The organism is Streptomyces sp. NPDC044704 (assembly GCF_056433525.1).
The window spans coordinates 267,719-290,237 of sequence record NZ_JBWKGY010000008.1 but is presented as its reverse complement, the minus strand read 5'-3'; the positions used below and the strand labels follow the sequence as shown (position 1 = coordinate 290,237).

At 73.1% G+C, this 22,519-nt stretch carries 18 protein-coding genes; 6 read left to right on the top strand and 12 right to left on the bottom strand.

The features are described 5' to 3' along the window. Positions 1-170: 170 nt before the first annotated feature. The gene (locus AC07B0_RS21980) at positions 171-701 is read left to right on the top strand and encodes a GtrA family protein (RefSeq protein WP_356880230.1); all 531 of its coding nucleotides are present in this window, start codon (positions 171-173) and stop codon (positions 699-701) included. A 21-nt stretch (positions 702-722) separates the two neighbouring features. Here the strand turns inward: AC07B0_RS21980 and AC07B0_RS21975 are convergent, their stop codons facing one another. After that, positions 723-1,988, bottom strand: a complete 1,266-nt coding sequence (locus AC07B0_RS21975; protein ID WP_356880232.1) for an ATP-binding protein — start codon at positions 1,986-1,988, stop codon at positions 723-725. Positions 1,989-2,209: 221 nt separating this feature from the next. Then, entirely contained in the window at positions 2,210-2,887 is a 678-nt protein-coding gene (locus AC07B0_RS21970; RefSeq protein WP_356880234.1) for a response regulator transcription factor, read from the bottom strand. A gap of 471 nt (positions 2,888-3,358) precedes the next feature. Here AC07B0_RS21970 and AC07B0_RS21965 point away from each other — a divergent pair, with 471 nt between their 5' ends. Continuing rightward, positions 3,359-4,876 (top strand): peptide MFS transporter, encoded by a 1,518-nt coding sequence (locus tag AC07B0_RS21965; protein ID WP_478898752.1) that lies wholly within the window; start codon positions 3,359-3,361, stop codon positions 4,874-4,876. Between the two features lie 66 nt (positions 4,877-4,942). Here the strand turns inward: AC07B0_RS21965 and AC07B0_RS21960 are convergent, their stop codons facing one another. The 8 genes from AC07B0_RS21960 to hutU form a co-directional block, all read right to left on the bottom strand. Further along, a complete protein-coding gene (locus AC07B0_RS21960; protein ID WP_478898751.1) occupies positions 4,943-6,301 on the bottom strand; it encodes a hypothetical protein in 1,359 nt (452 codons plus the stop codon). Then, positions 6,298-7,413 (bottom strand): hypothetical protein, encoded by a 1,116-nt coding sequence (locus AC07B0_RS21955; protein ID WP_478898750.1) that lies wholly within the window; start codon positions 7,411-7,413, stop codon positions 6,298-6,300. Before AC07B0_RS21955 ends, AC07B0_RS21960 begins: the two co-directional genes overlap by 4 nt. Further along, entirely contained in the window at positions 7,410-8,390 is a 981-nt protein-coding gene (locus tag AC07B0_RS21950; RefSeq protein WP_478898749.1) for a COG1470 family protein, read from the bottom strand. Before AC07B0_RS21950 ends, AC07B0_RS21955 begins: the two co-directional genes overlap by 4 nt. Positions 8,391-8,407: 17 nt before the next feature. Beyond that, on the bottom strand, positions 8,408-9,103 hold the full coding sequence (locus AC07B0_RS21945) for an LPXTG cell wall anchor domain-containing protein (protein ID WP_356880243.1): 696 nt from the start codon (positions 9,101-9,103) through the stop codon (positions 8,408-8,410). A 180-nt stretch (positions 9,104-9,283) separates the two neighbouring features. Then, positions 9,284-10,462, bottom strand: a complete 1,179-nt coding sequence (hutI, locus tag AC07B0_RS21940) for an imidazolonepropionase (RefSeq protein WP_469380363.1) — start codon at positions 10,460-10,462, stop codon at positions 9,284-9,286. A gap of 119 nt (positions 10,463-10,581) precedes the next feature. Beyond that, positions 10,582-11,922 (bottom strand): formimidoylglutamate deiminase, encoded by a 1,341-nt coding sequence (locus AC07B0_RS21935; RefSeq protein WP_478898748.1) that lies wholly within the window; start codon positions 11,920-11,922, stop codon positions 10,582-10,584. Next, complete coding sequence (locus AC07B0_RS21930; RefSeq protein WP_478898767.1) at positions 11,919-13,109, bottom strand: allantoate amidohydrolase; 1,191 nt, start codon at positions 13,107-13,109, stop codon at positions 11,919-11,921. Before AC07B0_RS21930 ends, AC07B0_RS21935 begins: the two co-directional genes overlap by 4 nt. 65 nt (positions 13,110-13,174) lie before the next feature. Further along, positions 13,175-14,839, bottom strand: a complete 1,665-nt coding sequence (gene hutU / locus AC07B0_RS21925) for a urocanate hydratase (protein WP_356880249.1) — start codon at positions 14,837-14,839, stop codon at positions 13,175-13,177. Positions 14,840-14,945: 106 nt separating this feature from the next. On the opposite strand from hutU, the gene AC07B0_RS21920 reads away from it, so the two are divergent. Further along, positions 14,946-16,364 (top strand): type III PLP-dependent enzyme domain-containing protein, encoded by a 1,419-nt coding sequence (locus AC07B0_RS21920; protein ID WP_478898747.1) that lies wholly within the window; start codon positions 14,946-14,948, stop codon positions 16,362-16,364. 6 nt (positions 16,365-16,370) lie between these two features. Here the strand turns inward: AC07B0_RS21920 and AC07B0_RS21915 are convergent, their stop codons facing one another. After that, positions 16,371-17,213, bottom strand: a complete 843-nt coding sequence (locus AC07B0_RS21915; RefSeq protein ID WP_356880253.1) for a MurR/RpiR family transcriptional regulator — start codon at positions 17,211-17,213, stop codon at positions 16,371-16,373. A 158-nt stretch (positions 17,214-17,371) separates the two neighbouring features. Between AC07B0_RS21915 and AC07B0_RS21910 the strand changes: the two genes are divergently transcribed. Next, entirely contained in the window at positions 17,372-17,767 is a 396-nt protein-coding gene (locus tag AC07B0_RS21910; RefSeq protein ID WP_356880255.1) for a hypothetical protein, read from the top strand. A 405-nt stretch (positions 17,768-18,172) separates the two neighbouring features. Here the strand turns inward: AC07B0_RS21910 and AC07B0_RS21905 are convergent, their stop codons facing one another. After that, the gene (locus AC07B0_RS21905; protein WP_467298461.1) at positions 18,173-19,555 is read right to left on the bottom strand and encodes a cystathionine beta-synthase; all 1,383 of its coding nucleotides are present in this window, start codon (positions 19,553-19,555) and stop codon (positions 18,173-18,175) included. Between the two features lie 134 nt (positions 19,556-19,689). Here AC07B0_RS21905 and AC07B0_RS21900 point away from each other — a divergent pair, with 134 nt between their 5' ends. After that, positions 19,690-20,712, top strand: a complete 1,023-nt coding sequence (locus AC07B0_RS21900) for an SGNH/GDSL hydrolase family protein (RefSeq protein ID WP_356880257.1) — start codon at positions 19,690-19,692, stop codon at positions 20,710-20,712. Positions 20,713-21,036: 324 nt separating this feature from the next. Then, the gene (locus tag AC07B0_RS21895; protein ID WP_356880259.1) at positions 21,037-22,257 is read left to right on the top strand and encodes an acetyl-CoA C-acetyltransferase; all 1,221 of its coding nucleotides are present in this window, start codon (positions 21,037-21,039) and stop codon (positions 22,255-22,257) included. Positions 22,258-22,519 lie beyond the last annotated feature (262 nt).

Genomic DNA, 22,519 nt, shown 5'->3' with positions numbered 1-22,519 from the left:
GCCCCGGCGCGTACCCGCCGGTTCCTCCCGGAGGGCCCGTGTGCCGTGCGTCGCAAGGGGCGCCAAGGCACGTACGGACCCCGGGGGCGACACTTACCATGAACGGGTTGACGAAATCGAGTGACGCCTCAACGCGGGGCGACGACGACGGACAGGGACTGAACCATCACATGAGCACGCCGAAAGCAGCACCGCTGTCCGAGCGCTTCCGCGGCCTCGCGCGGGAGGTCGTCAAGTTCGGGGCAGTGGGCGGACTGGGCGTCCTGGTCAACTTCGGTGTGTTCAACCTGCTCCGGAGCACGACCGACCTCCAGACCGTGCGCGCGAACGTCATAGCCATCGTGGTGGCCATCATCACCAACTACGTCGGCTTCCGGTACTTCACCTACCGCGACCGCGACCTCGGCAGCCGCCGTCGCGAGATGTTCCTCTTCGTACTGTTCAGCGCCATCGGCATGGTCATCGAGAGCGGTGTGCTCTACGCGGCGACGTACGGCCTCGGCTGGGACAGCTCGCTCCAGAACAACGTGATCAAGTTCGTCGGCATGGCCGTGGCGACCGTCTTCCGCTTCTGGTCCTACCGGACCTGGGTCTTCAAGGCCCTGCCCACGCCCGCCGCGCCCTCGCTGATCGTCGAGCAGCGTGACGGCCACGACGCTCCCGTGGCCCCGCTCACCCCCGAGCCCGCCGCCACCAACTAGCGCCACCGACGTATACGTCCCTCACCGCACCGTCTGCGCCGGCTCCGTCCGTTCCTGCGCGGTCCGGCTGAGGAACAGGGCGAACACCGGCGGCTGGGTCTGGAGCAGTTCCAGCCGGCCGCCGTCGGCTTCGGCGAGGTCCCTGGCGACCGCCAGGCCGATGCCCGTGGAGTTGCGGCCGCTGATGGCCCGCTCGAAGATCCGGTTGCCGAGGTCCGGCGGGACGCCGGGGCCCTCGTCGGTGACCTCCAGTACGGCCTGGTTGCCCGTGACCCGGGTGCGCAGCGCGACCGTCCCGCCCCCGTGCATGAGCGCGTTCTCCACGAGGGTCGCCAGGACCTGTGAGACCGCCCCGGGCGTGCCGACGGCCCGCATGCCCGTCTTCCCGGAGCGCACGATGGCCCGTCCGGCGCTGCGGTAGGCCGGCCGCCACTCCTCCACCTGCTGTTTGACGACCTCGTCGAGGTCGAAGGGGACCGCCGAGCCGGTCCGCGGGTCGCGCGAGTTCGTGAGCAGCCGCTGGACGACGTCCGTGAGCCGCTCCACCTGGGTGAGGGCGATGGTCGCCTCTTCCCGTACCGTCTCCAGGTCGTCGGTGACGGTGATCTCCTCCAGCCGCATCGACAGCGCCGTCAGCGGGGTGCGCAGCTGGTGGGAGGCGTCGGCGGCGAGGCGCCGCTCGGCGGTGAGCATCCGGCCGATCCGCTCGGCGCTGGCGTCGAGCACGTCCGCGACCCGGTCCAGCTCGGGGACCCCGTACCGCTTGTGCCGGGGCCGCGGGTCGCCCGATCCCAGCCGTTCGGCCGTCTCGGCGAGGTCGGTGAGCGGGGAGGCGAGCCGGTTGGCCTGGCGCACGGCGAGGAGGACGGCCGCCACGACGGCCAGCAGTGCCACGGCGCCGACCACCGCGAGGGTGCGGCCGACCTCCCTGGTGACGGTGGAGCGGGTCTCCTCGACGAGTACGGTCTCGCCCTGCTCGCCGCGGGCGGTGCCCCGGATGACGCTGCCGTCGATGCGGTGGCCGACCTCGACGACGGGCTGTCCGGGGACGGTGATGCGGGCGTACGTGCCGAGGTCCAGCTGTTCGGCGAGGTCGGCGGCGTCGACGGGCTTGTGCTCCAGGGCGTCCGCCTCGACGATGCCGAGCAGCCGCAGGGCCTCGGACCCGATGCGGTCCTGGGCGCTGCTGGTGATGGTCCGGGTCTCCACGATGACCAGGGAGACCCCGAACACGGCGATCACGACGAGCACCACGGCGAGCGTGGAGTTGATCAGGCGACGGCGCATGGCTTAGAGGATGCCCTAGGGCCTGTCGTCAAACTCCCGTCGTCGCCCGGAGGGCGGCCCTGCGGCGTCTGGTGCGTGCTCTCGGTGCGCCGGGCGGAAGCCCGCGTACTGGACGTACTTGGCTTTCGCCCGGTGCGGCGAGAGCGCGTGCCAGGCGTCGCAGGGCAGACGGGAGTTTGACGACAGGCCCTAGAAGCCCCGGTCGCCCTGGCGGGGGCGGTTCAGCTCTTCTCGAAGCGGAAGCCGACGCCGCGGACGGTGGCGATGTAGCGGGGGTTGGCCGCGTCGTCGCCGAGCTTCTTGCGGAGCCAGGAGATGTGCATGTCGAGGGTCTTGGTGGAGGACCACCAGGTGGTGTCCCAGACCTCGCGCATCAGCTGGTCGCGGGTGACGACCCGGCCCGCGTCGCGGACGAGGACGCGCAGGAGGTCGAACTCCTTGGCGGTGAGCTGGAGCTCCTCCTCCCCCATCCAGGCGCGGTGCGACTCGACGTCGATGCGCACGCCGTGGGTGGCGGGGGCCTGGGCGGTCTCGGCGGCGCCGCGCCGCAGGAGGGCCCGGACGCGGGCGAGGAGCTCGGCGAGCCGGAAGGGCTTGGTCACGTAGTCGTCGGCGCCGGCGTCGAGGCCGACGACCGTGTCGACCTCGTCGGCGCGGGCGGTCAGGACGAGGATGGGGAAGCCGTGGCCTTCGGCGCGCAGCCGCCGGGCGACCTCCAGGCCGTCCATGCCGGGCAGGCCGAGGTCGAGGACGACGAGGTCGACGCCGCCCTGCAGCCCGGCGTCCAGGGCGGTGGGGCCGTCTTCCCGGACCTCGACCTCGTACCCCTCCCGGCGCAGGGCGCGGGCCAGGGGTTCCGAGATGGATGCGTCGTCCTCGGCGAGCAGTACACGCGTCATGTGGGTGATGGTAGTCTGCGGCGGCTCAAAGGAGAGGCCCTCCCACAGGACCCTCTCTATCTGGGCTTATGCACGAGGCGGCGCCTTCGAATATGGTCGATCGGTTCCCTGGATGCCTGTGATCCATCTCTCAAGTCCTTCCATATGCCGCAGTGTCGTGTCGTATGGTGGCGAGACGCCTGATGCACTACCCAGGGGATCTTTGTGCCGAAAAGCGAGCCAAAGACCTCAAATTCTGCTCTGGTCGGTTTACCCGGCCCAGATGACAGTGAATGACCTGTGGGCCGGGCCCTGCGCGCGAAGATGCGTGCCGGGCGTGGATCCCGGTCACGGCTGACCCTTCGACTCCGGCATCCCGGGGGACGAGACCCCAGGGCGTGGGGTGGGCCATCCGTTGCCGGTGCCGGCCACCCCCCACCGGGCGCTGTTCAGCTCACGAAGCCGAGCGTCCCGAGCAAGCAAGGATCGACCATGGCTTCCAGCCTGACGAAGGGCTCGGCGGACCCGTCCACCGAGAAGACCTTCTTCGGCCACCCCCGTGGCCTGGCCACTCTGTTCATGACCGAGATGTGGGAGCGGTTCTCCTACTACGGCATGCGCGCCCTTCTGGTCTACTACCTGGTCTCGGGCGGCGCCGACGCCGCCACGGGCAGCCAGGGCGGCGGCCTGGCGATGACGGCGGCCACGACGACGGCCATCTACTCCGTGTACGTGTCGATGGTCTACCTGATGGCCATGCCGGGCGGATGGTTCGGAGACCGCGTCTGGGGTGCCCGCAAGACGGTCGCCATCGCCGGTTTCGTGATCATGGGTGGTCACCTCTCGCTCGCCCTTCCGGGGCAGGCGATGTTCTTCGTCGGTCTGATCCTCGTCGCGACCGGTTCCGGTCTGCTGAAGGCCAACATCTCCACGATGGTCGGCCACCTGTACGACGGTCCCGAGGACCCGCGCCGTGACGGTGGCTTCACCCTCTTCTACATCGGCATCAACCTCGGCGCCTTCATCGCCCCGTTCGTCGTCGGAACGGTCGGCAAGGAGTACAACTGGCACCTGGGCTTCGCCCTCGCCGCCGCCGGCATGGGCCTGGGCCTGGCGCAGTTCCTGCTCGGCACCAAGCACCTGAGCCCGAAGAGCAGCCAGGTCCCGAACCCGCTGTCCGCGGAGGAGCGCAAGGCCGTCCTCACGAAGGTCATCCTCGCCGTCGTGGGCATCGCCGTCTTCTACGGCGCCGTGGTCGCCCTGGGCCTCTACACGCTGAACTGGGCGCTGGTCCCGCTGACGCTGGCCGGTCTGATCATCCCGGTCGCCGTCCTGACGCGCATCAAGCGCGACAAGGACCTGTCGGGTCCCGAGCAGTCGAAGATGACCGCGTACATCTGGTTCTTCATCGCCGCCGCCGTCTTCTGGATGATCTACGACCAGGGTGGCTCCACGCTGTCCCTGTTCGCCGACTCCAAGACCGCCGACACCGTCTTCGGCCTCGGCTTCTCGGCCACCTGGTACCAGTCGCTGAACCCGCTGTTCGTGATGGCCCTCGCGCCGGTCTTCGCCTGGCTGTGGCTGTGGCTGGCCCGCAAGAACCAGGAGCCGAACACCATCGTGAAGTTCGCGATGGGTCTGGTCCTGGTCGGCGCCTCGTTCTTCGTCTTCATCGTCCCGATGAACATGGCGGGCGACGGCACCATGGTCTCCCCGATGTGGCTCGTCTCGATCTACATGATCCAGACCATCGGTGAGCTGTGCCTCTCCCCGGTCGGCCTCTCGGTCACCACGAAGATGGCCCCGCAGAAGTACGCCTCCCAGATGATGGGCGTCTGGTTCCTCGCCGTCACCGCCGGTGACTGCACGACCAGCCTCCTGTCGCTGGGCGGCGTGGACCTGAACGGCCTGTGGGTGATCGCCTTCGAGGCGCTGGCCGCGGTCCTCGCGGGCTTCGCGGTCTACTCGTACCGCAAGAAGGTCCAGTCCCTGATGGGCAGCGTGCACTGACGCACCCCGTACGACAGGACGGCCCGGCACACCCTCTGGTGTGCCGGGCCGTTCTGCGTCGCGGGGTTACCTCGTGCCGCGCAGGCGGCGCCACGGGGTGAAGGTGAAGACCGCGCCGCCGAGCAGGATCACGGTGCCGGCGACCAGGGCGAGGGCCTTGATGCCGCCCTCGTCCTCGGCGCCGGTCTCGGCGAGGCCGCCCGAGGCGGCGGAGCCGCCGCCGGTCCCGGCGGTGGTGGAGCCGGAGCCGCCCGGCTGGGCGGCCGTGTCGAGCTCCAGCGAGACGCCGCTGCTGGCCGCCTTGCAGGGCACGTTGATCGGGGTGGAACCCGGGGCCATCGTGACGTCGATGGTCAGCTGGTCGGGGCTCAGCGTCACCTTGCCGGTCTTGCCGGGCTTGTAGGTGCCGGTCATGTCGCTGAGGCTGACCGGGGCCTTGTCCGGGATCGGCTCGGCGTTGGCCGGGCCGGAGACCTTGACGGTGCCGGAGTCGGCGCCGCCGAGCTTGACGTTCATCGAGGGCTTGAGCGCTCCGGCCGGCAGTGCCATGGGGGCGGCCATGGCTCCCTTCGCGGTCTTGACCGTGAGCTCGTAGTCGCCGCCGTTCTTCTTGGCGTTGATCGTCACCGGGGTCTTGATGCCGCCCGGGACGACCGGCCCGCAGTCGAAGGCGACCTCGACTGCCTTGCCCGGGAAGTCGGTCTGGCCGCCACCGCCACCGGTCGTGGAGCCGGTAGTGGAGCCGGTCGTGGCCCCGCCGGTGGTCGCGCCGCCCGTGGTCGCGCCGCCCGTCGTGGCCCCGCCGGTGGTCGAACCCGTCGTCGCACCGCCGGTCGTCGCGCCGCCCGTCGTCGCGCCGCCGGTCGTCGCGCCGCCCGTGGAGCCTTCGGAGACGTCGATGGTGGCCCCGCCCGTGACCGTGCCCACCGGGGCGCACTTGGTGACGAAGGTGCCGAAGGGGAAGGAGACGGCGACCTCGTACCGGCCGGGCGTCAGCGTGACCTTGCCCGCCTTGGTCAGCTTCAGCTTGCCCTTCATGGTCGACATGACCATGGGGGCCTTCTTCGGGATCTCCGGGTTCTTCTTCTCCCCGACGACCTTCAGCTCGCCTCCCGCGCCGCCCACCGTGAACCAGCCGGTGGGCACCACGGAGTCCTTCGGGATCACCATGAGGTCGGTGTTGTTGGAGGCCGGTTTGACGGTCTCCCACGACACGTCGACCTCGTCGCCGACCTTGGCCGTGGCCGGGGCCGTGATCTTGGCGGTGGTCTCGCCCTCCACCGGGTCGCCGCCGCCCGCGGGCGGTACGCACTTGACCTTGTAGGTGGCATCGGCGGCCTGGGCGGGGGAAGCCGCCATGGCGATGCCCGCGCCGCCGAGCAGCAGCGCGACCAGGGCCGCGCTCGCCCTCCGTTGGGTGTTCACGAATGTCCCTTCGTCGTCGGACTCTTCTCAGACGGTGCGGACGTCTGTGGTGGCTCCGCCGGCGCGTCCCGCGCCGGCTCCGTTTCCTCGGGGGTGAACCACGGCAGGACCGCCGTGGGGGTCTGGGGGGCGGCCGGCGCGGGGCCCCGCAGGGCGGGGATCCCCGGCAGCCGGGCGGTCACCGCGGTGGCCGCGTCCAGGGCCTTCGCGCCCCGGTGGCGGCCGCCGCCGGGCGCCATGGCGCGGGGGCGGACGCGGTCGACGACGGCCATGCCGGCCCGGAACAGCGCGGTCGGGATCACCACCAGCAGCAGGCCCCAGAACAGCAGCACCCCGTACGGGCGGTCCACGCCCCACGGCTGGGCGGCCACGACCGTGTCCCCGTACTTGAGGGAGACGGTGTAATCGCCGTGGGCTCCGGCGGGCAGCGTCACGTCCAGGGCGACCTCGGCCTTGCCGCCCGGCGCGATGGTGCCCTTCCAGCGGGCTTCCTCCCAGGTCGGGGCGAACACCCCGTGGGCGGTGCCGAGCTGGAAGACGGGGTCCTTAACCGGGGCCGAGCCCAAGTTCCCGACGGTGACGGTGAACCGCCGGGCGGGCGGGGCGCCGAACCAGGTCAGCACCCCGTCGTCGCCCTGGAGCCGGACCCCGGTGAGCATCGCGAGCCGGGCCGTCCCGGACTCGGCGGGCAGCTCCGCCACCGGATGGCCGGTGATCTTCACGGGGAGGGCGACGGTGGACTGGTCCCCGTTGACGGAGGCCACGTTCACCACGCAGGGGCAGGGTTTGGGCGGTGCCACGAGCGGGAGCCGGGCGGTGAAGCGCCCGTCGTCGGCGACCGCGACGGCGGTCCCGTCGGCGTTGGCGCAGCTGTTGGTGCCGCCGATCATGTTCTGGCCGCAGACCAGCAGCATGACCATGGTCTTCGGCCGCCAGCCGGTACCGGTGACGGTGATCTCGGTGCCCTCGGCCGCCTCCTGGAGGGAGAGCGCCGCCGCGGCCCGGCCCTCGTCGGCGGCGGCGGGTGCCGCGGCAGGGAGCAGCGCGAGGGCGAGCGCGGCCAGGCCCGCCGCGAGGAGGGAGAGGGCCTTCGCGCCCGCCGTGCGGCTCACCTGGATGCTCCCGTCAGCTCGTGGTGCGGTTCCCGGACCGGCGCTGCGGCGGGTGCCGGGGGCGGCCGTCCGCCCGGGGTGCGCCGGTTGCGTACGAGGAGCAGCGCGGCCGTCGCGGTCCCGCCGAGCAGGAGCAGACCGGCGCCGGTGAGGGCGGCGACGCCCCAGGGCACGAACCACGCGGAGGCGGAGGCGGTGGCCGGGGCGGCGCCGGGCGCGGTGACGGTGACGGTGAGGGCGACCCGGTCGAAGACGGGTGCGCCGGGCCAGGGTTCGGTCAGCTCGACCCGCTGGCCCGGCAGCAGTTCCACCGGCAGGGCGCGCGCGGTGCGTCCGGGGACCTCGCCGAAGCGGCCGTCGGCGCGGATCGCGAGCTCGGGAGCGAGGGCGACGTTGCCCCGGTTGACGAGGGTGTACGCGACGACGGCGGCCGCGCCCTCGCCGCGTACGGCGATGTCCTCGACGGTCAGCGCGGCGAGCGTCGGGCCGCTGACCCGCAGGTGGACCCGTACGCCCGCCTCCCGGCCGTCCTCGGTGGCGACGACGGCGGCCGGGTGGTCGCCGGGGGACGAGGCGGGCGGCACGGTGACGGTGAAGGGGACCACCGCGCGGGTGCGGGGCGGGATCCGCACGGTGGCGGTGCCGCCGAAGCTGATCCACGCGCCGGCGCCGGAGGACTCCCGGGCGGGCCGCACGGCGAAGGCGCCGTCCGCCGTGTTGTAGGCGTCGGCCCCGCGCAGGGTGACGGTGCGCTCCCGGTCGGAGGTGTTCTCCAGCGCGAGGCGGTCCTCCAGTACGGCGCCGGGGGTGCCCGCGAGGTAGAAGTACGGGCGGGCGGCGCCGGGCCGGCCGGAGGCGGGTCCGGCGGTCCAGCCGGGCTCGTCGGCGGCCGCGGCCGGGAGCCCGCCGGCGCCGTACAGGAGGGCGGCGGCGAGGAGGGCGGCGCCGAGCCGCTTGGGGACGGGGAGCACGGGCATGGCCGGGGCTGCTCCGTTCAGGACCGGGTCCGCTGCGCCCGTTGGCCGCGCCGGGTCAGCCAGAGCACGCCGGCGGCGCCGGAGAGCAGGACGGTGGCACCGAGGGTGCCGAGGGCCAGGGCGGAGTCGGCGGGGCCGGTCTGCGGGAGGGTGTCCCCGGTGGTGCCCCCGCCGCCGGGCCGGGGGGCCGGTTCCCCGCCGCCGGGGGCCGTGACCTCCAGTTCCAGGGAGGGCTTGGGGCTGTTGCCGGGGGTGCAGGTGGTGGTGGTCCCCATGGCCTTGATGGTGAGGACGCCGGCGGTGAAGGTGACCTTGCCGCTCTTCTTCGGGGTGTAGGTCCCCGAGAGGTCGGTGATCTTGATGGGGGTGTTGGCGGGCACGGCCTCGGGGTTGGGTGCTCCGGAGACCGGGATCGAGGCCTTCTCGGCGCCGTCGGCGAGGATGACGGCGCTGGGGCTCATCGCGCCCTTGCCGAGTTCGATGGGGCTGGAGGAGACGCCCTTCTGGAAGGACATCGTCAGCTTGTAGCCGTCGCCTTCCTTGACGGCCTTGATGTCGATGGGCGAGACCGCCGATTTGTCCCCGATCGGGGTCTGGCAGTCGTACTGCACGTCGACGACGTCGGCGTGGGCCGCGGGGGCGGCGAGCAGGACCGCCGAGGCGGCCGCCGCGGAGGCCAGCGCGAGCGCGGTGGAGCGTTTCCGGTCGGACACCTTCGTCTTCCCCTCGGGCCACAAGTTACTGACGACACATCAGATTGGTGGCTCAAGGTACGCCCGGGGCCTTACGGAGGGAAGACAAAGGACGGTCCGGATCGGCAGCCTTTCGGCCGTACTGTTTTCGGCCGGTTCGGGCCGGTTGGGCGGTGCTCCGGACGGCCGCGCGGGCCGCGGTCAGGCCGCGCGGACCCCGCGCTGCCACACGGCGGAGACGAGCGGGACGCCCGGCCGGTAGGCGAGGTGGACGTGGCTGGGGGCGTCGAGGAGGGCCAGGTCGGCGCGGGCGCCGGGGGTGAGCGTCCCGAGGTCGCCGCGGCGCAGGGCGCGGGCCCCTCCGGCGGTGGCCGACCACAGGGCCTCGTCGGGGGTCATGCCCATGTCCCGGACGGCGAGGGCGATGCAGAACGGCATGGAACTGGTGTAGGAGGAGCCGGGGTTGCAGTCCGTGGACAGGGCGACGGTGGCGCCCGCGTCGAGGAGCCGCCGGGCGTCGGGCCACTGCGCGCGGGTGGAGAACTCGGCGCCGGGCAGCAGGGTGGCCACGGTCGTGGCGGCCGCCTGGGCGAGGGCGTCGACGTCCGCGTCGGTGAGGTGGGTGCAGTGGTCGGCGGAGGCCGCTTCGAGCTCCACGGCGAGCTGTACGCCGGGGCCGTGGGAGAGCTGGTTGGCGTGGATGCGCGGGATGAGTCCGGCGGCGGCGCCCGCGGTGAGGATGGCGCGGGCCTGGTCCCCGTCGAAGGCCCCCTTCTCGCAGAAGACGTCGACCCAGCGGGCGTAGGGGGCGCAGGCGGCCAGCATCTCGCCGGTGACGAGGTCGACGTAGGCGGCCGGGTCGGCGGCGTAGTCCGGGGAGACGATGTGCGCGCCGAGGTAGGTGACCTCCTCGGTGTGCGCGGCGGCGATGCGCAGGGCGCGGGCCTCGTCGGCGACGGTGAGGCCGTAGCCGGACTTGGTCTCGAAGGTGGTGGTGCCCTGCCGGCGGGCCTCGTGGAGGTGGCGCAGCAGGTTGGCTTCGAGTTCGGCGTCGGTGGCGGCGCGGGTGGCGGCGACCGTGGTGCGGATGCCGCCGGCGGAGTAGGAGCGGCCGGACATGCGGGCGTTGAACTCGGCGGTGCGGTCGCCGGCGAAGACGAGGTGCGAGTGGGAGTCGACGAAGCCGGGGATGACGGCGCGGCCCTGCGCGTCGAAGGCCCCGTCCGCGGCCGGGGCCCCGGCGGCCGGCCCGACCCAGGCGATGCTCTCGCCGTCGATGACGACCGCCGCGTCCCGGATCAGGCCGAGGGGGCTCCCGTCACCGAGGGCGGGGTCGTTGGTGACGAGACTGCCGATGTTGGTGATGCAGGTGGTGGTCATGGGGGTTCCTCTCAGAGGGTTCGTTCCCCCGGCCCGCCCTGCCGCCGTTTCCTGGGGCTCCGCCCCGGACCCGGGCGGGGCCCGGGTCCGGACTGGGGTGGGGGAAGGGGCCGCCGCGGTCAGGCGCGCAGGGCCGCGATGGACTCGGACAGGGCGGAGGCGACGTCCCCGACCAGGGTGTGGTGGCCGTCGCGGACGATGTGGCGGCCGCCGACCACCGTGTGGCGCACGTCCGACGCGGTGGCGGCGAACACGGCCGTCTCGGCGCCGAGCCGGGGCAGCGCGCCCGACGTGCGGACGGAGTCCAGGGCGATCGTGGTGAAGTCCGCGAGCGCACCCGCCTCCAGGCGGCCGGCGTCCGGGAGCCCGAGGGCGGCGTGGCCGCCCTCGGTGGCGGCCGTGAGCAGGGCGTTCGCCGTCCAGTGGCCCCGGGTGCGGCTGCGCAGGCGCTCGTTCAGCTCCATCGCGCGGGCCTCCTCCAGCAGGTCGATCACCGCGTGGCTGTCGCTGCCGAGGGACAGCGGGCTGCCCGCGTGCTGGAGGAGGGTGGCCGGGCCGATGCCGTCCGCGAGGTCGCGTTCGGTGGTGGGGCACATGCAGGTGCCGGTGGTGGTGCCGCCGAGCAGGGCGATGTCAGTGTCGGTGAGGTGCGTGTTGTGGACGCCGGTGGTGCGCGCGCCCAGCACGCCGTGGTCGGCGAGGAGCTGGGTCGGGGTGCGCCCGTGGGCGGCCAGGCAGGCCTCGTTCTCGGCGGTCTGCTCCGAGAGGTGGACGTGCAGCGGTGCCTGTCGTTCCTCGGCCCAGCGGGCGACGGTGGCCAGCTGGTCGGCGGGGACGGCGCGCACCGAGTGGATCGCGGCGCCGATCAGCGCGTGGTCGCGGCCCTTGAGGGCGCCGGCCCGCTCCGCCCAGGCGTCGGCGGTGCCGTCGGAGAAGCGCAGCTGGTGCGGGTTCGGGGCCTCGCCGAAGCCGGCCGACAGGTAGGCCGTGTCCAGGAGGGTGATCCGGATCCCGGCGTCGGCGGCCGCCTCGACAAGGGCTTCGCCCATGGCGTTGGGGTCGGCGTAGGGGGTGCCGCCGGGGGCGTGGTGGACGTAGTGGAACTCGCCGACGTTGGTGATGCCGGCCAGGGCCATCTCGGCGTACACGGCGCGCGCGAGCGCGTGGTAGGTGTCCGGGGTGAGGTTCTGGGCGACCTTGTACATGACGTCGCGCCAGGTCCAGAAGGTGCCGGAGCCGACCTGGACGGTGGAGCGCAGGGCCCGGTGGAAGGCGTGGGAGTGCGCGTTGGCCAGGCCCGGGAGGGTCAGCCCGCGCAGCACCTCGGCGCCCGGCGGCGGGGTGTCCGTGCCGGTGCGCAGGGCGGCGATCCGGCCGTCCCGCACCTCCAGGGCGACGCCCGGCTCGACGTGGGTGCCGAGCCAGGCGTGTTCCAGCCAGTACGTCTTGTGCGCAGTCACCTGCACGCGAGTCCTTCCAGTACGTCGGCGAGGGCGAGGACTCCGGCCACGCAGTCGTCCTCGGCGGCGAACTCCTTCGGGGAGTGGGAGACGCCGGTGGGGTTCCGCACGAACAGCATCGCGGTCGGGACGGCGGCGGAGAGGATTCCGGCGTCGTGTCCCGCGCCGGTGCCCAGGACGGGGACGGATCCGCCGAGGATGCGGTTCATCTCGTCGCGCAGGGCGTGTTCGAACTCGACGACCGGGGTGAAGGACTCCTGGACCACGCGCAGGTCGATGCCGTCCTGGTCGGCGCGTTCGCGGGCGGCCTTCTCGATGCCGGTGACGACCGTGTCGAGGGTGCTCTGGTCGGCGGCCCGGGAGTCGAGCCAGCCGCGCACCAGGGACGGGATGGCGTTGACCCCGTTGGGCTCGACCGCGATCTTCCCGAAGGTGGCGACGGCCCCGGCGAGGGCGGCTTCCTGGCGGGCGGCCAGTACGGTCGCCGCGTACGTGAGCATCGGGTCGCGGCGGTCGACCAGGCGGGTGGTGCCCGCGTGGTTGGCCTCGCCGTGGAAGTCGAAGCGCCAGCGGCCGTGGGGCCAGATCGCGGAGGCGATGCCGACGCGGTCGCCGGACAGGTCGAGGGCGCGGCCCTGTTCCACGTGCAGTTCGACGAAGGCGCCGATCCGGGCGAGGCGTTCGGGATCGGCGCCGATCGTCTCCGGGTCGTACCCGGCCTGCTCCATGGCCTCGGGCAGGGTGATGCCGTCCGCGTCGCGGAGCTCGTACGCCTTCTCCCGGGTCAGCTGTCCGGCGGCGAGCCGGGAGCCGACGCAGGCGAGGCCGAAGCGGGCGCCTTCCTCGTCGCCGAAGTTGGTGATGGCCAGCGGCCGGGTGAAGCGGACGCCGCGGGACCGGAGTTCGTCGAGGGCCGCGAAGGAGGAGACCACGCCGAGCGGGCCGTCGAAGGCCCCGCCGTCGGGGACGGAGTCCAGGTGGGAGCCGGTGACGACGGCGTCGCCCGCGAGGGGGTCGCCGAGCCAGGCCCACTGGTTGCCGTTGCGGTCGGTCTCGTACGTCAGACCGCGCGCCTGGGCCTGTTCCTGGAACCAGGTGCGGCAGTCGGCGTCGGCGCCGGTCCAGGCGTACCGGCGGTAGCCGCCGGAGTCGGCGTGGCGGCCGATGGGGGCGAGGTCGGCCCACATGGTGTGGAAGCCGGCCCCCCCGGCCCCCGGGGTCTCGCCCCGGGGGCCGGGGAAGGAACCGTGGCTCACGCGGAGTCACCCTCCCGCATCGGGACGCGGACGCCGCGCTCGTCGGACACCGTCTCGGCGATGTCGTAGCCGGCGTCGACGTGGCGGATGACGCCCATGCCGGGGTCGTTGGTGAGGACGCGGCGGATCTTCTCGCCGGCGAGCGGGGTGCCGTCGGCGACGGTGACCTGGCCGGCGTGGATGGAGCGGCCCATGCCGACGCCGCCGCCGTGGTGGATGGACACCCAGGAGGCGCCGGAGGCGACGTTGACCATGGCGTTGAGCAGCGGCCAGTCGGCGATGGCGTCGGAGCCGTCGAGCATGGCCTCGGTCTCCCGGTAGGGGGAGGCCACCGAGCCGCAGTCGAGGTGGTCGCGGCCGATGGCCAGGGGCGCGGCGAGGGTGCCGTCGGCGACCATCTCGTTGAAGCGCTCGCCCGCCTTGTCGCGCTCGCCGTAGCCGAGCCAGCAGATGCGCGCGGGCAGGCCCTGGAAGTGGACCCGCTCGCCCGCCATCTTGATCCAGCGGTGCAGGGACTCGTTCTCCGGGAACAGCTCCAGCATCGCCTTGTCGGTCTTGTGGATGTCCGAGGCCTCGCCGGACAGGGCCGCCCAGCGGAAGGGGCCCTTGCCCTCGCAGAACAGGGGGCGGATGTAGGCGGGGACGAAGCCGGGGAAGGCGAAGGCGCGGTCGTAGCCGGCCAGCTGGGCCTCGCCGCGGATGGAGTTGCCGTAGTCGAAGACCTCGGCGCCGGCGTCCATGAAGCCGACCATGGCCTCGACGTGCCGGGCCATGGACTCGCGGGCCCGGGTGGTGAAGCCCGCCGGGTCCTTGGCCGCGAGGTCGGCCATGTCGTCGAAGGCGACGCCGACGGGGAGGTAGGCGAGCGGGTCGTGGGCGCTCGTCTGGTCGGTGACGATGTCGACGGGCGCGCCCTCGGCGAGCATCTGCGGGAGCAGCTCGGCGGCGTTGCCGAGGAGGCCGATGGACAGCGGCTTGCGGGCGTCGCGGGCCTCGACGGCCAGCTGGAGGGCGTGGCGGAGGTCGTCCGCCTTCACGTCGAGGTAGCGGTGCTCGATGCGGCGCTCGATCGCGCGCGGGTCGACGTCGATGCAGATGGCGACGCCGTCGTTCATCGTCACCGCCAGCGGCTGGGCGCCGCCCATGCCGCCGAGGCCGGCGGTGAGGGTGATGGTGCCCGCCAGGGTGCCGCCGAACTTCTTCGCGGCGACGGCCGCGAAGGTCTCGTAGGTGCCCTGGAGGATGCCCTGGGTGCCGATGTAGATCCACGAACCGGCCGTCATCTGCCCGTACATGGTCAGGCCGAGGTGCTCCAGGCGGCGGAACTCCTCCCAGTTGGCCCAGTCGCCGACCAGGTTGGAGTTCGCGAGCAGGACGCGCGGCGCCCACTCGTGGGTCTGCATCACGCCGACCGGGCGGCCGGACTGGACGAGCATCGTCTCGTCCTGCTTGAGGGTCCGCAGCGTGCGCACCATCGCGTCGTACGAGCGCCAGTCGCGCGCGGCCTTGCCGGTGCCGCCGTAGACGACCAGCTTGTCGGGGTGCTCGGCGACCTCGGGGTCGAGGTTGTTCTGCAGCATCCGCAGGGCGGCCTCCTGCTGCCATCCCAGGGTGCTGAGCTCGGTGCCTCGCGCTGCCCGTACGGGGCGGGGTCCTGACATGGCGGGTGCCTCCTGACGGTGTTGGTCAATCCATTCACATCCTCGCCGTATGAATAGATCCAGTCAACAGCTGCGGGCGGTCCCGCCGGATGATGGGATGGCGGGCATGGCTCCCGAGACGCACACGGCGACCCCTTCCGCAGACGAGCCCGACGAGTCCCAGGAGACCCGGGAGTCCCAGGAGCCCCAGGAGCCCTTCAGGGCCCACGAGGCCTCCGCGCTGCGCGACCGGGCCGTACGGGCCGCGGTCGGCGCGGGACTGCTGGACCGCGAGCCGCTGGTGTGCCTGCTGGACGTGGCCGGCATCCGGGCCTCCGCCGCCGACCTGACCGGCGCGTTCGCGGCCGCCGTGGCGCCCGGTACGCCCGTCCTGCACGCCTTCGCGGTGAAGGCCGCCCCCCTGGTCCCGGTACTGCGGCTGCTGCGCGACGCCGGGATCGGCTGCGAGGTGGCCAGCCCCGGCGAGCTGGCCCTGGCCCGCGCGGCCGGGGTCCGGCCCGCGGACACCGTCCTGGACTCCCCCGCCAAGACGGAGGCCGAGCTGCGCGAGGCGCTGGCCCTGGGCATCGCCGTCAACGCCGACAACCGGCAGGAACTGGAGCGCCTGGACGCGCTGGCGGCCACGGCCGGGGCCCTTCCCCCGGTCGGACTGCGGATCAACCCGCAGACGGGCGCGGGAGCCATCGACGCCCTGTCGACGGCCACCGCCACCTCCAAGTTCGGCTTCCCGCTGCGCGATCCGGGAGCCCGGGCCTGGCTGGTGCGGGCCTGCGCGGACCGGCCCTGGGTGACCCGGCTGCACACCCACTCCGGGTCGCAGGGCCTGCCGCTGCCGCTGATCGCGCGGGGGGTGCGGGAGGTGCACGCGCTGGCCGAGGAGGTCAACGCGGCGGTGGGGCGGCGGCAGATCGACACCCTCGACATCGGCGGCGGCCTGCCGGTGAACTTCGCCTCCGACGAGCACGCCCCGACGTACGCCGCGTACGTGGCGGCCCTGCGGGAGGCCGTCCCGGCGCTGTTCGACGGCTCGTACGGGCTGGTCACGGAGTTCGGGCGGTCACTGCTGGCCAAGCACGGCCTGGTGCTGGCCCGGGTCGAGTACACGAAGACGAGCGGCGGCCGCCCGATCGCCGTCACGCACGCGGGCGTCCAGCTGGCCACCCGCACGGTGTACGCCCCGGCGTCCTGGCCGCTGCGGATCCTGCCGTACGACGCGAAGGGCGCCCCGAAGTCCGGCCCGCCGCTCGCCCAGGACATCGCGGGCCCGGCCTGCTTCGCGGGGGACGTCCTGGCCACGGCCCGGGAGCTGCCGGAACTGGCCCCGGGCGACCTGATCGGCGTCCCGGACACGGGCGCGTACTTCTTCACCGCGCACTACGGCTACAACAGCCTGCCGCGCCCGGCCGTCCACGGCTTCGCGTCCGGCCCCGACGGCGGGATCCGCTTCTCGGTGGCCCGGCCGGCGCAGTCCCTGGCGGAGATCACCGCGGAGGCGGGCGCCGGCCACCGGGACGCGCTCCTGTAGCGGCCGTCACTCCACGAAGAGGCCGCGGGCCGCGGCCCGGGTGTCGAAGGCCTCCAGGCGGGCCTGCGCGTCGGGCAGGGCGTCGGCCATGGCCTCCAGCAGCACCCGGCCGAGGAGCATCGGCGCGCAGGCGGTGTCGAAGGCCAGTCCGGTGCCGACGGGCGCGGGGATCAGCAGGTCCGAGTGCCGGGCGACGGGCGCGAAGGCCGAGTCGGCGACGGTGACGACGGTCAGACCGGCGGCCCGCGCGTGGTCCAGGGCCTCGACCACCTCGCGGGGGTGGCGGGGCAGCGCGAAGCACAGCAGAGCCGAGGCGCCGGCCGTGGCGGCCGCGTCGATGCGGTCGGCGAGCATGGAGCCGCCCTCGTCGAGGAGCCGTACGTCGGGGTGCACCTTGGCGGCGAAGTACGCGAAGCCGCGGGCCTGCGAGGACGCCGCCCGCAGCCCGAGCACCGGCAGCGGCGCGGACGCGGCGAGCAGCCGGCCGGCCTCCTCGACGGGCGCGGGGTCGGCGAGCATCGCGGCGAGCCGCCGCAGGTTCTCGATCTCGCCCTGGACGGCCTGCTGGTACTCGTTGTACGAGTCCTCCCGCGGGGCGGGTTCCTGCCCGGCGGGGGCGACCTCGCGCAGGTGGCGGCGCAGGGCCGGGTAGCCGTCGAAGCCGAGGGCCACCGCGAACCGGGTCACGGACGGCTGGCTCACTCCGGCCAGTTCGGCGAGTTCCACGCTGGACAGGAACGGCACCTCCGCCGCCCCGCGCACCATGCAGTGGGCGATCCGCCGTTGGGTCGGCGTCAGCCGGTGCCCCTCGAACAGCTTCTGCAGCCGTGCGGCCGGGCTGTCGCTCATCGCCGTCCCCTCCGTCCCGTCCCCGGTGAGATATTCAGTCACGGTGCACTCTGCATGTGGTTATGCAGCTCGGCAAGCCGCGCCCGCGATCCGGACCCGGAGCGGATACGGGGGATAGCCCCAGTGCCCGGCGCCGCGGCGGTTCCTACGGTGGGGGAATGACAGAGCACTCCCCCCAGGCCGAAGAGCTGAAGAAGGAACTCGGCGCCGCCCTCGATGCCCGGCGGGAGCTCGGGCCGGAGTACGAGGCGGCGCTCGTGGAGTCGTTCGTGGAGAAGGTCGACACGCAGGTCCGGCGCCGGCTCGCGGAGGAACGCCTGCTCGCGGCCCGCGGCGGCGTCCCCGATCCGGCGGCCACGGCCGTCGGGAACTTCGGGGAACGCTTCGGCTTCGCGGTCATCACCCTCGTCCTCGCGATCCCCCTGTCGGCGATCGCCGCGACGCAGGCCCACCTGAGCGGCCTCCTCGTCGCCTGGGCGGGCATCCTGGGCGTGAACTTCGTCCACGCGTCGAAACGCCCCCTGGGGCGCCGCGAGAAGAGCCCCCTGGACTGACTCCGACCGGCCGGCCGGCCGCGAACGCCCGGAGGCGGCGGGACCCGGAAAAGGATATGGCGGGGACCGCCGCACCCCCGGTCGCCCGGGGGGCGGGACGACGGCGGTCCCCGCGAGGGACACGGGCCGGGTCAGGGCCGGCCGCGTCCTTGGCGTCCGCGTGGTCCGGGAGCCGCTCCGGAGGCGCGCAGACGCCGTTCGTGACGCCGGCGGGAGATTCGTCCGGTTTCCCGGTCCTTCCTGCCGACGACACCCACTGTGCCGAACCCGTGTTAAGCGGGTGCTGCCGTGACGTGTCGGGCCCGTACCGTTTGCGCGACCTGCCGGAAACCGGCCGGAAACGGGCAGGCCCGGCGGGCGGGGGCACCTGGCCCCGGTCCGCCGGGCCGGCCGGTCGCCGTGGGGCTACTTGGAGCCCTTGGCGAGGAACGCGAGGAGGTCCTGGCGGCTGACGACGCCGGTGGGCTTGCCCTCGACGAGCACGATCGCCGCGTCGGCCTCGCCGAGCACCGCCATCAGCTCGGAGACGGGTTCGCCGGAGCCGACCTGCGGCAGCGGGGAGCTCATGTGCTTCTCCAGCGGGTCGCCGAGGGAGGCCCGCTGGGCGAAGAGCGCCGCGAGGAGCTCCTTCTCGACGACGGAGCCGATGACCTCGGCGGCCATGACGTCGGGGTGGCCGGCGCCGGGCTTGACGATCGGCATCTGGGAGACGCCGTACTCGCGCAGCACCTCGATGGCCTGCCCGACGGTCTCCTCCGGGTGCATGTGGACGAGGGAGGGGATGCCGCCCTCCTTGTCGTTGAGCACGTCGCCGATGCGCGCGGCCGGGCCCGCCTCCTCCAGGAAGCCGTGCCCCGCCATCCACTCGTCACTGAAGATCTTGCTGAGGTAGCCGCGGCCGCTGTCGGGCAGCAGGACGACGACGACGTCGTCCGGTCCCAGGCCCTCGGCGGCGCGCAGCGCGGCGACGACGGCCATGCCGCAGGAACCGCCGACGAGGAGGCCCTCCTCCTTGGCGAGGCGGCGGGTCATCTGGAAGGAGTCCTTGTCGGACACCGCGATGATCTCGTCGGTCACGTTCGGGTCGTAGGCGGTGGGCCAGAAGTCCTCGCCGACGCCCTCGACGAGGTACGGGCGGCCGGACCCGCCGGAGTAGACCGAGCCCTCGGGGTCGGCGCCGATGACCTTGACCTTCCCGCCGCTGACCTCCTTGAGGTAGTTGCCGGTGCCGGAAATCGTGCCGCCGGTGCCGACGCCCGCGACGAAGTGGGTGATCTTCCCGTCCGTCTGGTCCCACAGCTCGGGGCCGGTGGTCTCGTAGTGCGAACGGGGGTTGTTCGGGTTGCTGTACTGGTCGGGCTTCCAGGCGCCGGGCTCGCGCGCGAGGCGGTCCGAGACGTTGTAGTACGAGTCCGGGTGCTCGGGGTCGACGGCGGTCGGGCAGACCACGACCTCGGCGCCGTACGCGCGCATCACGTTGATCTTGTCCGTGGACACCTTGTCAGGGCAGACGAAGATGCACTTGTAGCCCTTCTGCTGGGCCACGATGGCGAGTCCTACGCCGGTGTTCCCGCTGGTCGGCTCCACGATGGTGCCGCCGGGCTTGAGGGCACCGCTCTGCTCGGCGGCCTCGATCATCCGGACGGCGATCCGGTCCTTCACGGATCCACCGGGGTTGAAGTACTCGACCTTCGCAAGGACGGTGGCCTGCAGGCCTTCGGTCACACGGTTGAGCTTCACCAGCGGGGTGTTGCCGACGAGGCTGATCATCGAGTCGTGGAATTGCACCATGTTCTCCAAGGAGGGGACTCCACGGGTTCTCCGGGAGGTCCGGCCAGAGTATGCGGAAAGGGATTGGCCGACCTGCACTACGGGGCAGGTAGGTCATCGGGACCAGACAGCAGAGCGAGGTGGCTTGAAGGGTGTCCAGGGCGAGGACGGCCCGCCGGATCGCGGCGGGCGCGGCGTACGGCGGGGGCGGGCTGGGGCTCGTCGGGGTCGCCGCGGTGGGTCTGGTGCTGGCGGAGGTCCAGTTCGCGAAGCGGACCGTGGGTACGGGTCTGCCGGATCCGCCGCGGGCGGACGGCCTGTACGGGAGCGAGTTCGGCGGGCCCGAGCTGAGCCCCGGGCCGCTGCGGATGGGCATGCTGGGCGACTCCACGGCGGCCGGCCTGGGGGTGCGGCGGGCCCGCCAGACTCCGGGGGCGCTGCTGGCATCGGGGCTGGCCGCGGTGGCGGAGCGGCCGGTGGAGCTGCGGAACGTGGCGCTGTCCGGGGCGATGTCGGACGACCTGGACCGGCAGGTGGGACTGCTGCTGGACGGGGACGCTCCGCCGCCGGACGTGTGCGTGATCATGATCGGGGCGAACGACGTGACGCGGCGGATGCCGCCGACGCAGTCGGTGCGGCTGCTGACGGCGGCGGTGCGCAGGCTGCGGCTGGCGGGCTCCGAGGTCGTCGTGGGGACCTGCCCGGACCTGGGCACGATCGAGCCGGTCTACCAGCCGCTGCGCTGGATGGCCCGGCGGGTGTCGCGGCAGCTGGCGGCGGCGCAGACGATCGGGGTGCTGGCCCTGGGGGCCCGCACGATCTCGATGGGCGACCTGCTGGGGCCGGAGTTCGCGGCGAACCCGCGGGAGATGTTCGGGCCCGACTCCTACCACCCGTCGGCGGAGGGGTACGCGACCGCCGCGATGGCCATACTGCCGACGCTGTGCGCGGCGCTGGGCCTGTGGCCGGAGTCCGACCGGCTGGACGTGTCGCGGGACGAGGACATGCTGCCGGTCGCGAAGGCGGCGTCCGCGGCGGCGGGCGAGGCCGGTACGGAGGTCACGCCGGCCCGCGGTCCGTGGGCGCTGCTCAAGCACCGGCGCAGACGCCGGGTCGCGGGCGAGGAGCTCCCGCCGGCCGCGTCCCCGCCGGCCCCGGTCTCGGAAACGGCCTGACCCCGGCCCGCGCCCCCGGCCCCGCCCTGCCGGGCGGTACGCGAGCCCCTGTCGGGTGGTACGGAGCCCCTGGCGGGCGGTACGGGAGCCCCTGCCCGGCGGGGCCGGCGTCCCGCCGGGTCCCGGCCCCGCGGTCCGCTCCGCCCGCGGGGCGGGGAACCCCGCGGAGGGGGTGCGGGAGGGCGCCGGGGCGTCCCGGGGGCGGTGTCCTCGGCTCCGGGACCTGCGGAGCGACCCGCATCACATGCCGTGGCCCGTGACCTCGACCGTACGGGGCGGTAACTTCGCATGCGGTCCCGCAACGACGCACCCCTTGGAGTCCCGATGCCCGAAGCCGTCATCGTTTCCACCGCCCGCTCTCCCATCGGGCGCGCCGGCAAGGGGTCGCTCAAGGACGTCCGCCCGGACGACCTGACCGCGCAGATCATCCAGGCCGCGCTCGCCAAGGTGCCCGGGCTGGACCCGCGCGAGATCGACGACCTGATGCTGGGCTGCGGCCTCCCGGGCGGCGAGCAGGGCCACAACCTGGGCCGCATCGTGGCCGTGCAGATGGGCATGGACCACCTGCCGGGCCTCACCGTCACCCGCTACTGTTCCTCGTCCCTCCAGACCTCCCGGATGGCCCTGCACGCCATCAAGGCGGGCGAGGGCGACGTCTTCATCTCCGCGGGCGTCGAGACCGTCTCCCGGTTCGTGAACGGCTCCTCGGACGGCATGCCGGGCACCCACAACCCGTTCTTCGCCGACGCGGAGGCCCGTACGGCCGAGGTCGCGCAGAGCACGGGCGCCTCCTGGCACGACCCGCGCGAGGACGGCCTGGTGCCGGACGCGTACATCTCGATGGGCCAGACCGCCGAGAACCTGGCCCGCCTGAAGGGCGTGACCCGCCAGGACATGGACGAGTTCGGCGTCCGCTCCCAGAACCTGGCCGAGGAAGCCATCAAGAACGGCTTCTGGGCCCGCGAGATCACCCCGGTCACCACCCCGGACGGCACGGTCGTCTCCGCGGACGACGGCCCGCGCGCCGGCGTCACGCTGGAGGGCGTTCAGGGCTTGAAGCCGGTCTTCCGTCCGGACGGGCTGATCACGGCCGCCAACTGCTGCCCGCTGAACGACGGCGCCGCCGCGCTCGTCATCATGAGCGACACGAAGGCGCGGGACCTGGGCCTGACCCCGCTCGCGCGGATCGTCTCCACGGGCGTCACCGGCCTCTCCCCCGAGATCATGGGCCTGGGCCCGGTCGAGGCGTCCAAGCAGGCCCTGAAGCGGGCCGGCCTGACCGTCGGCGACATCGACCTGTTCGAGATCAACGAGGCCTTCGCCGCCCAGGTCATCCCGTCCTACCGGGACCTGGAGATCCCGCTGGACAAGCTGAACGTCAACGGCGGGGCCATCGCCGTCGGTCACCCGTTCGGGATGACCGGTGCGCGCATCACCGGAACCCTGATCAACAGCCTCCAGTTCCACGACAAGCAGTTCGGCCTGGAGACGATGTGCGTGGGCGGCGGCCAGGGCATGGCCATGGTCATCGAGCGCCTGAGCTGAGCCGTAGCGGAGGGTAGGGGCCGCCCCGAGGCACGAGGGACGGCACCTGCCCGCAGCGGTGGCGAAGCCAGGCGCGACCACAAGATCGGAGCGCCTGAGCTGAGGCCCGGCGCGATCACAAGATCGAGCGCCTGAGCCGAGCCGTAGCGGAGGGTAGGGGTTTGGTCGCAGTGGAGATGCTCGCGACCCCCTCCCACCAGCGATCAAGCCGGAACCCCTGACGCCGCAAGGGATCCTCTAGATCGATGCGCTGTACTGACAT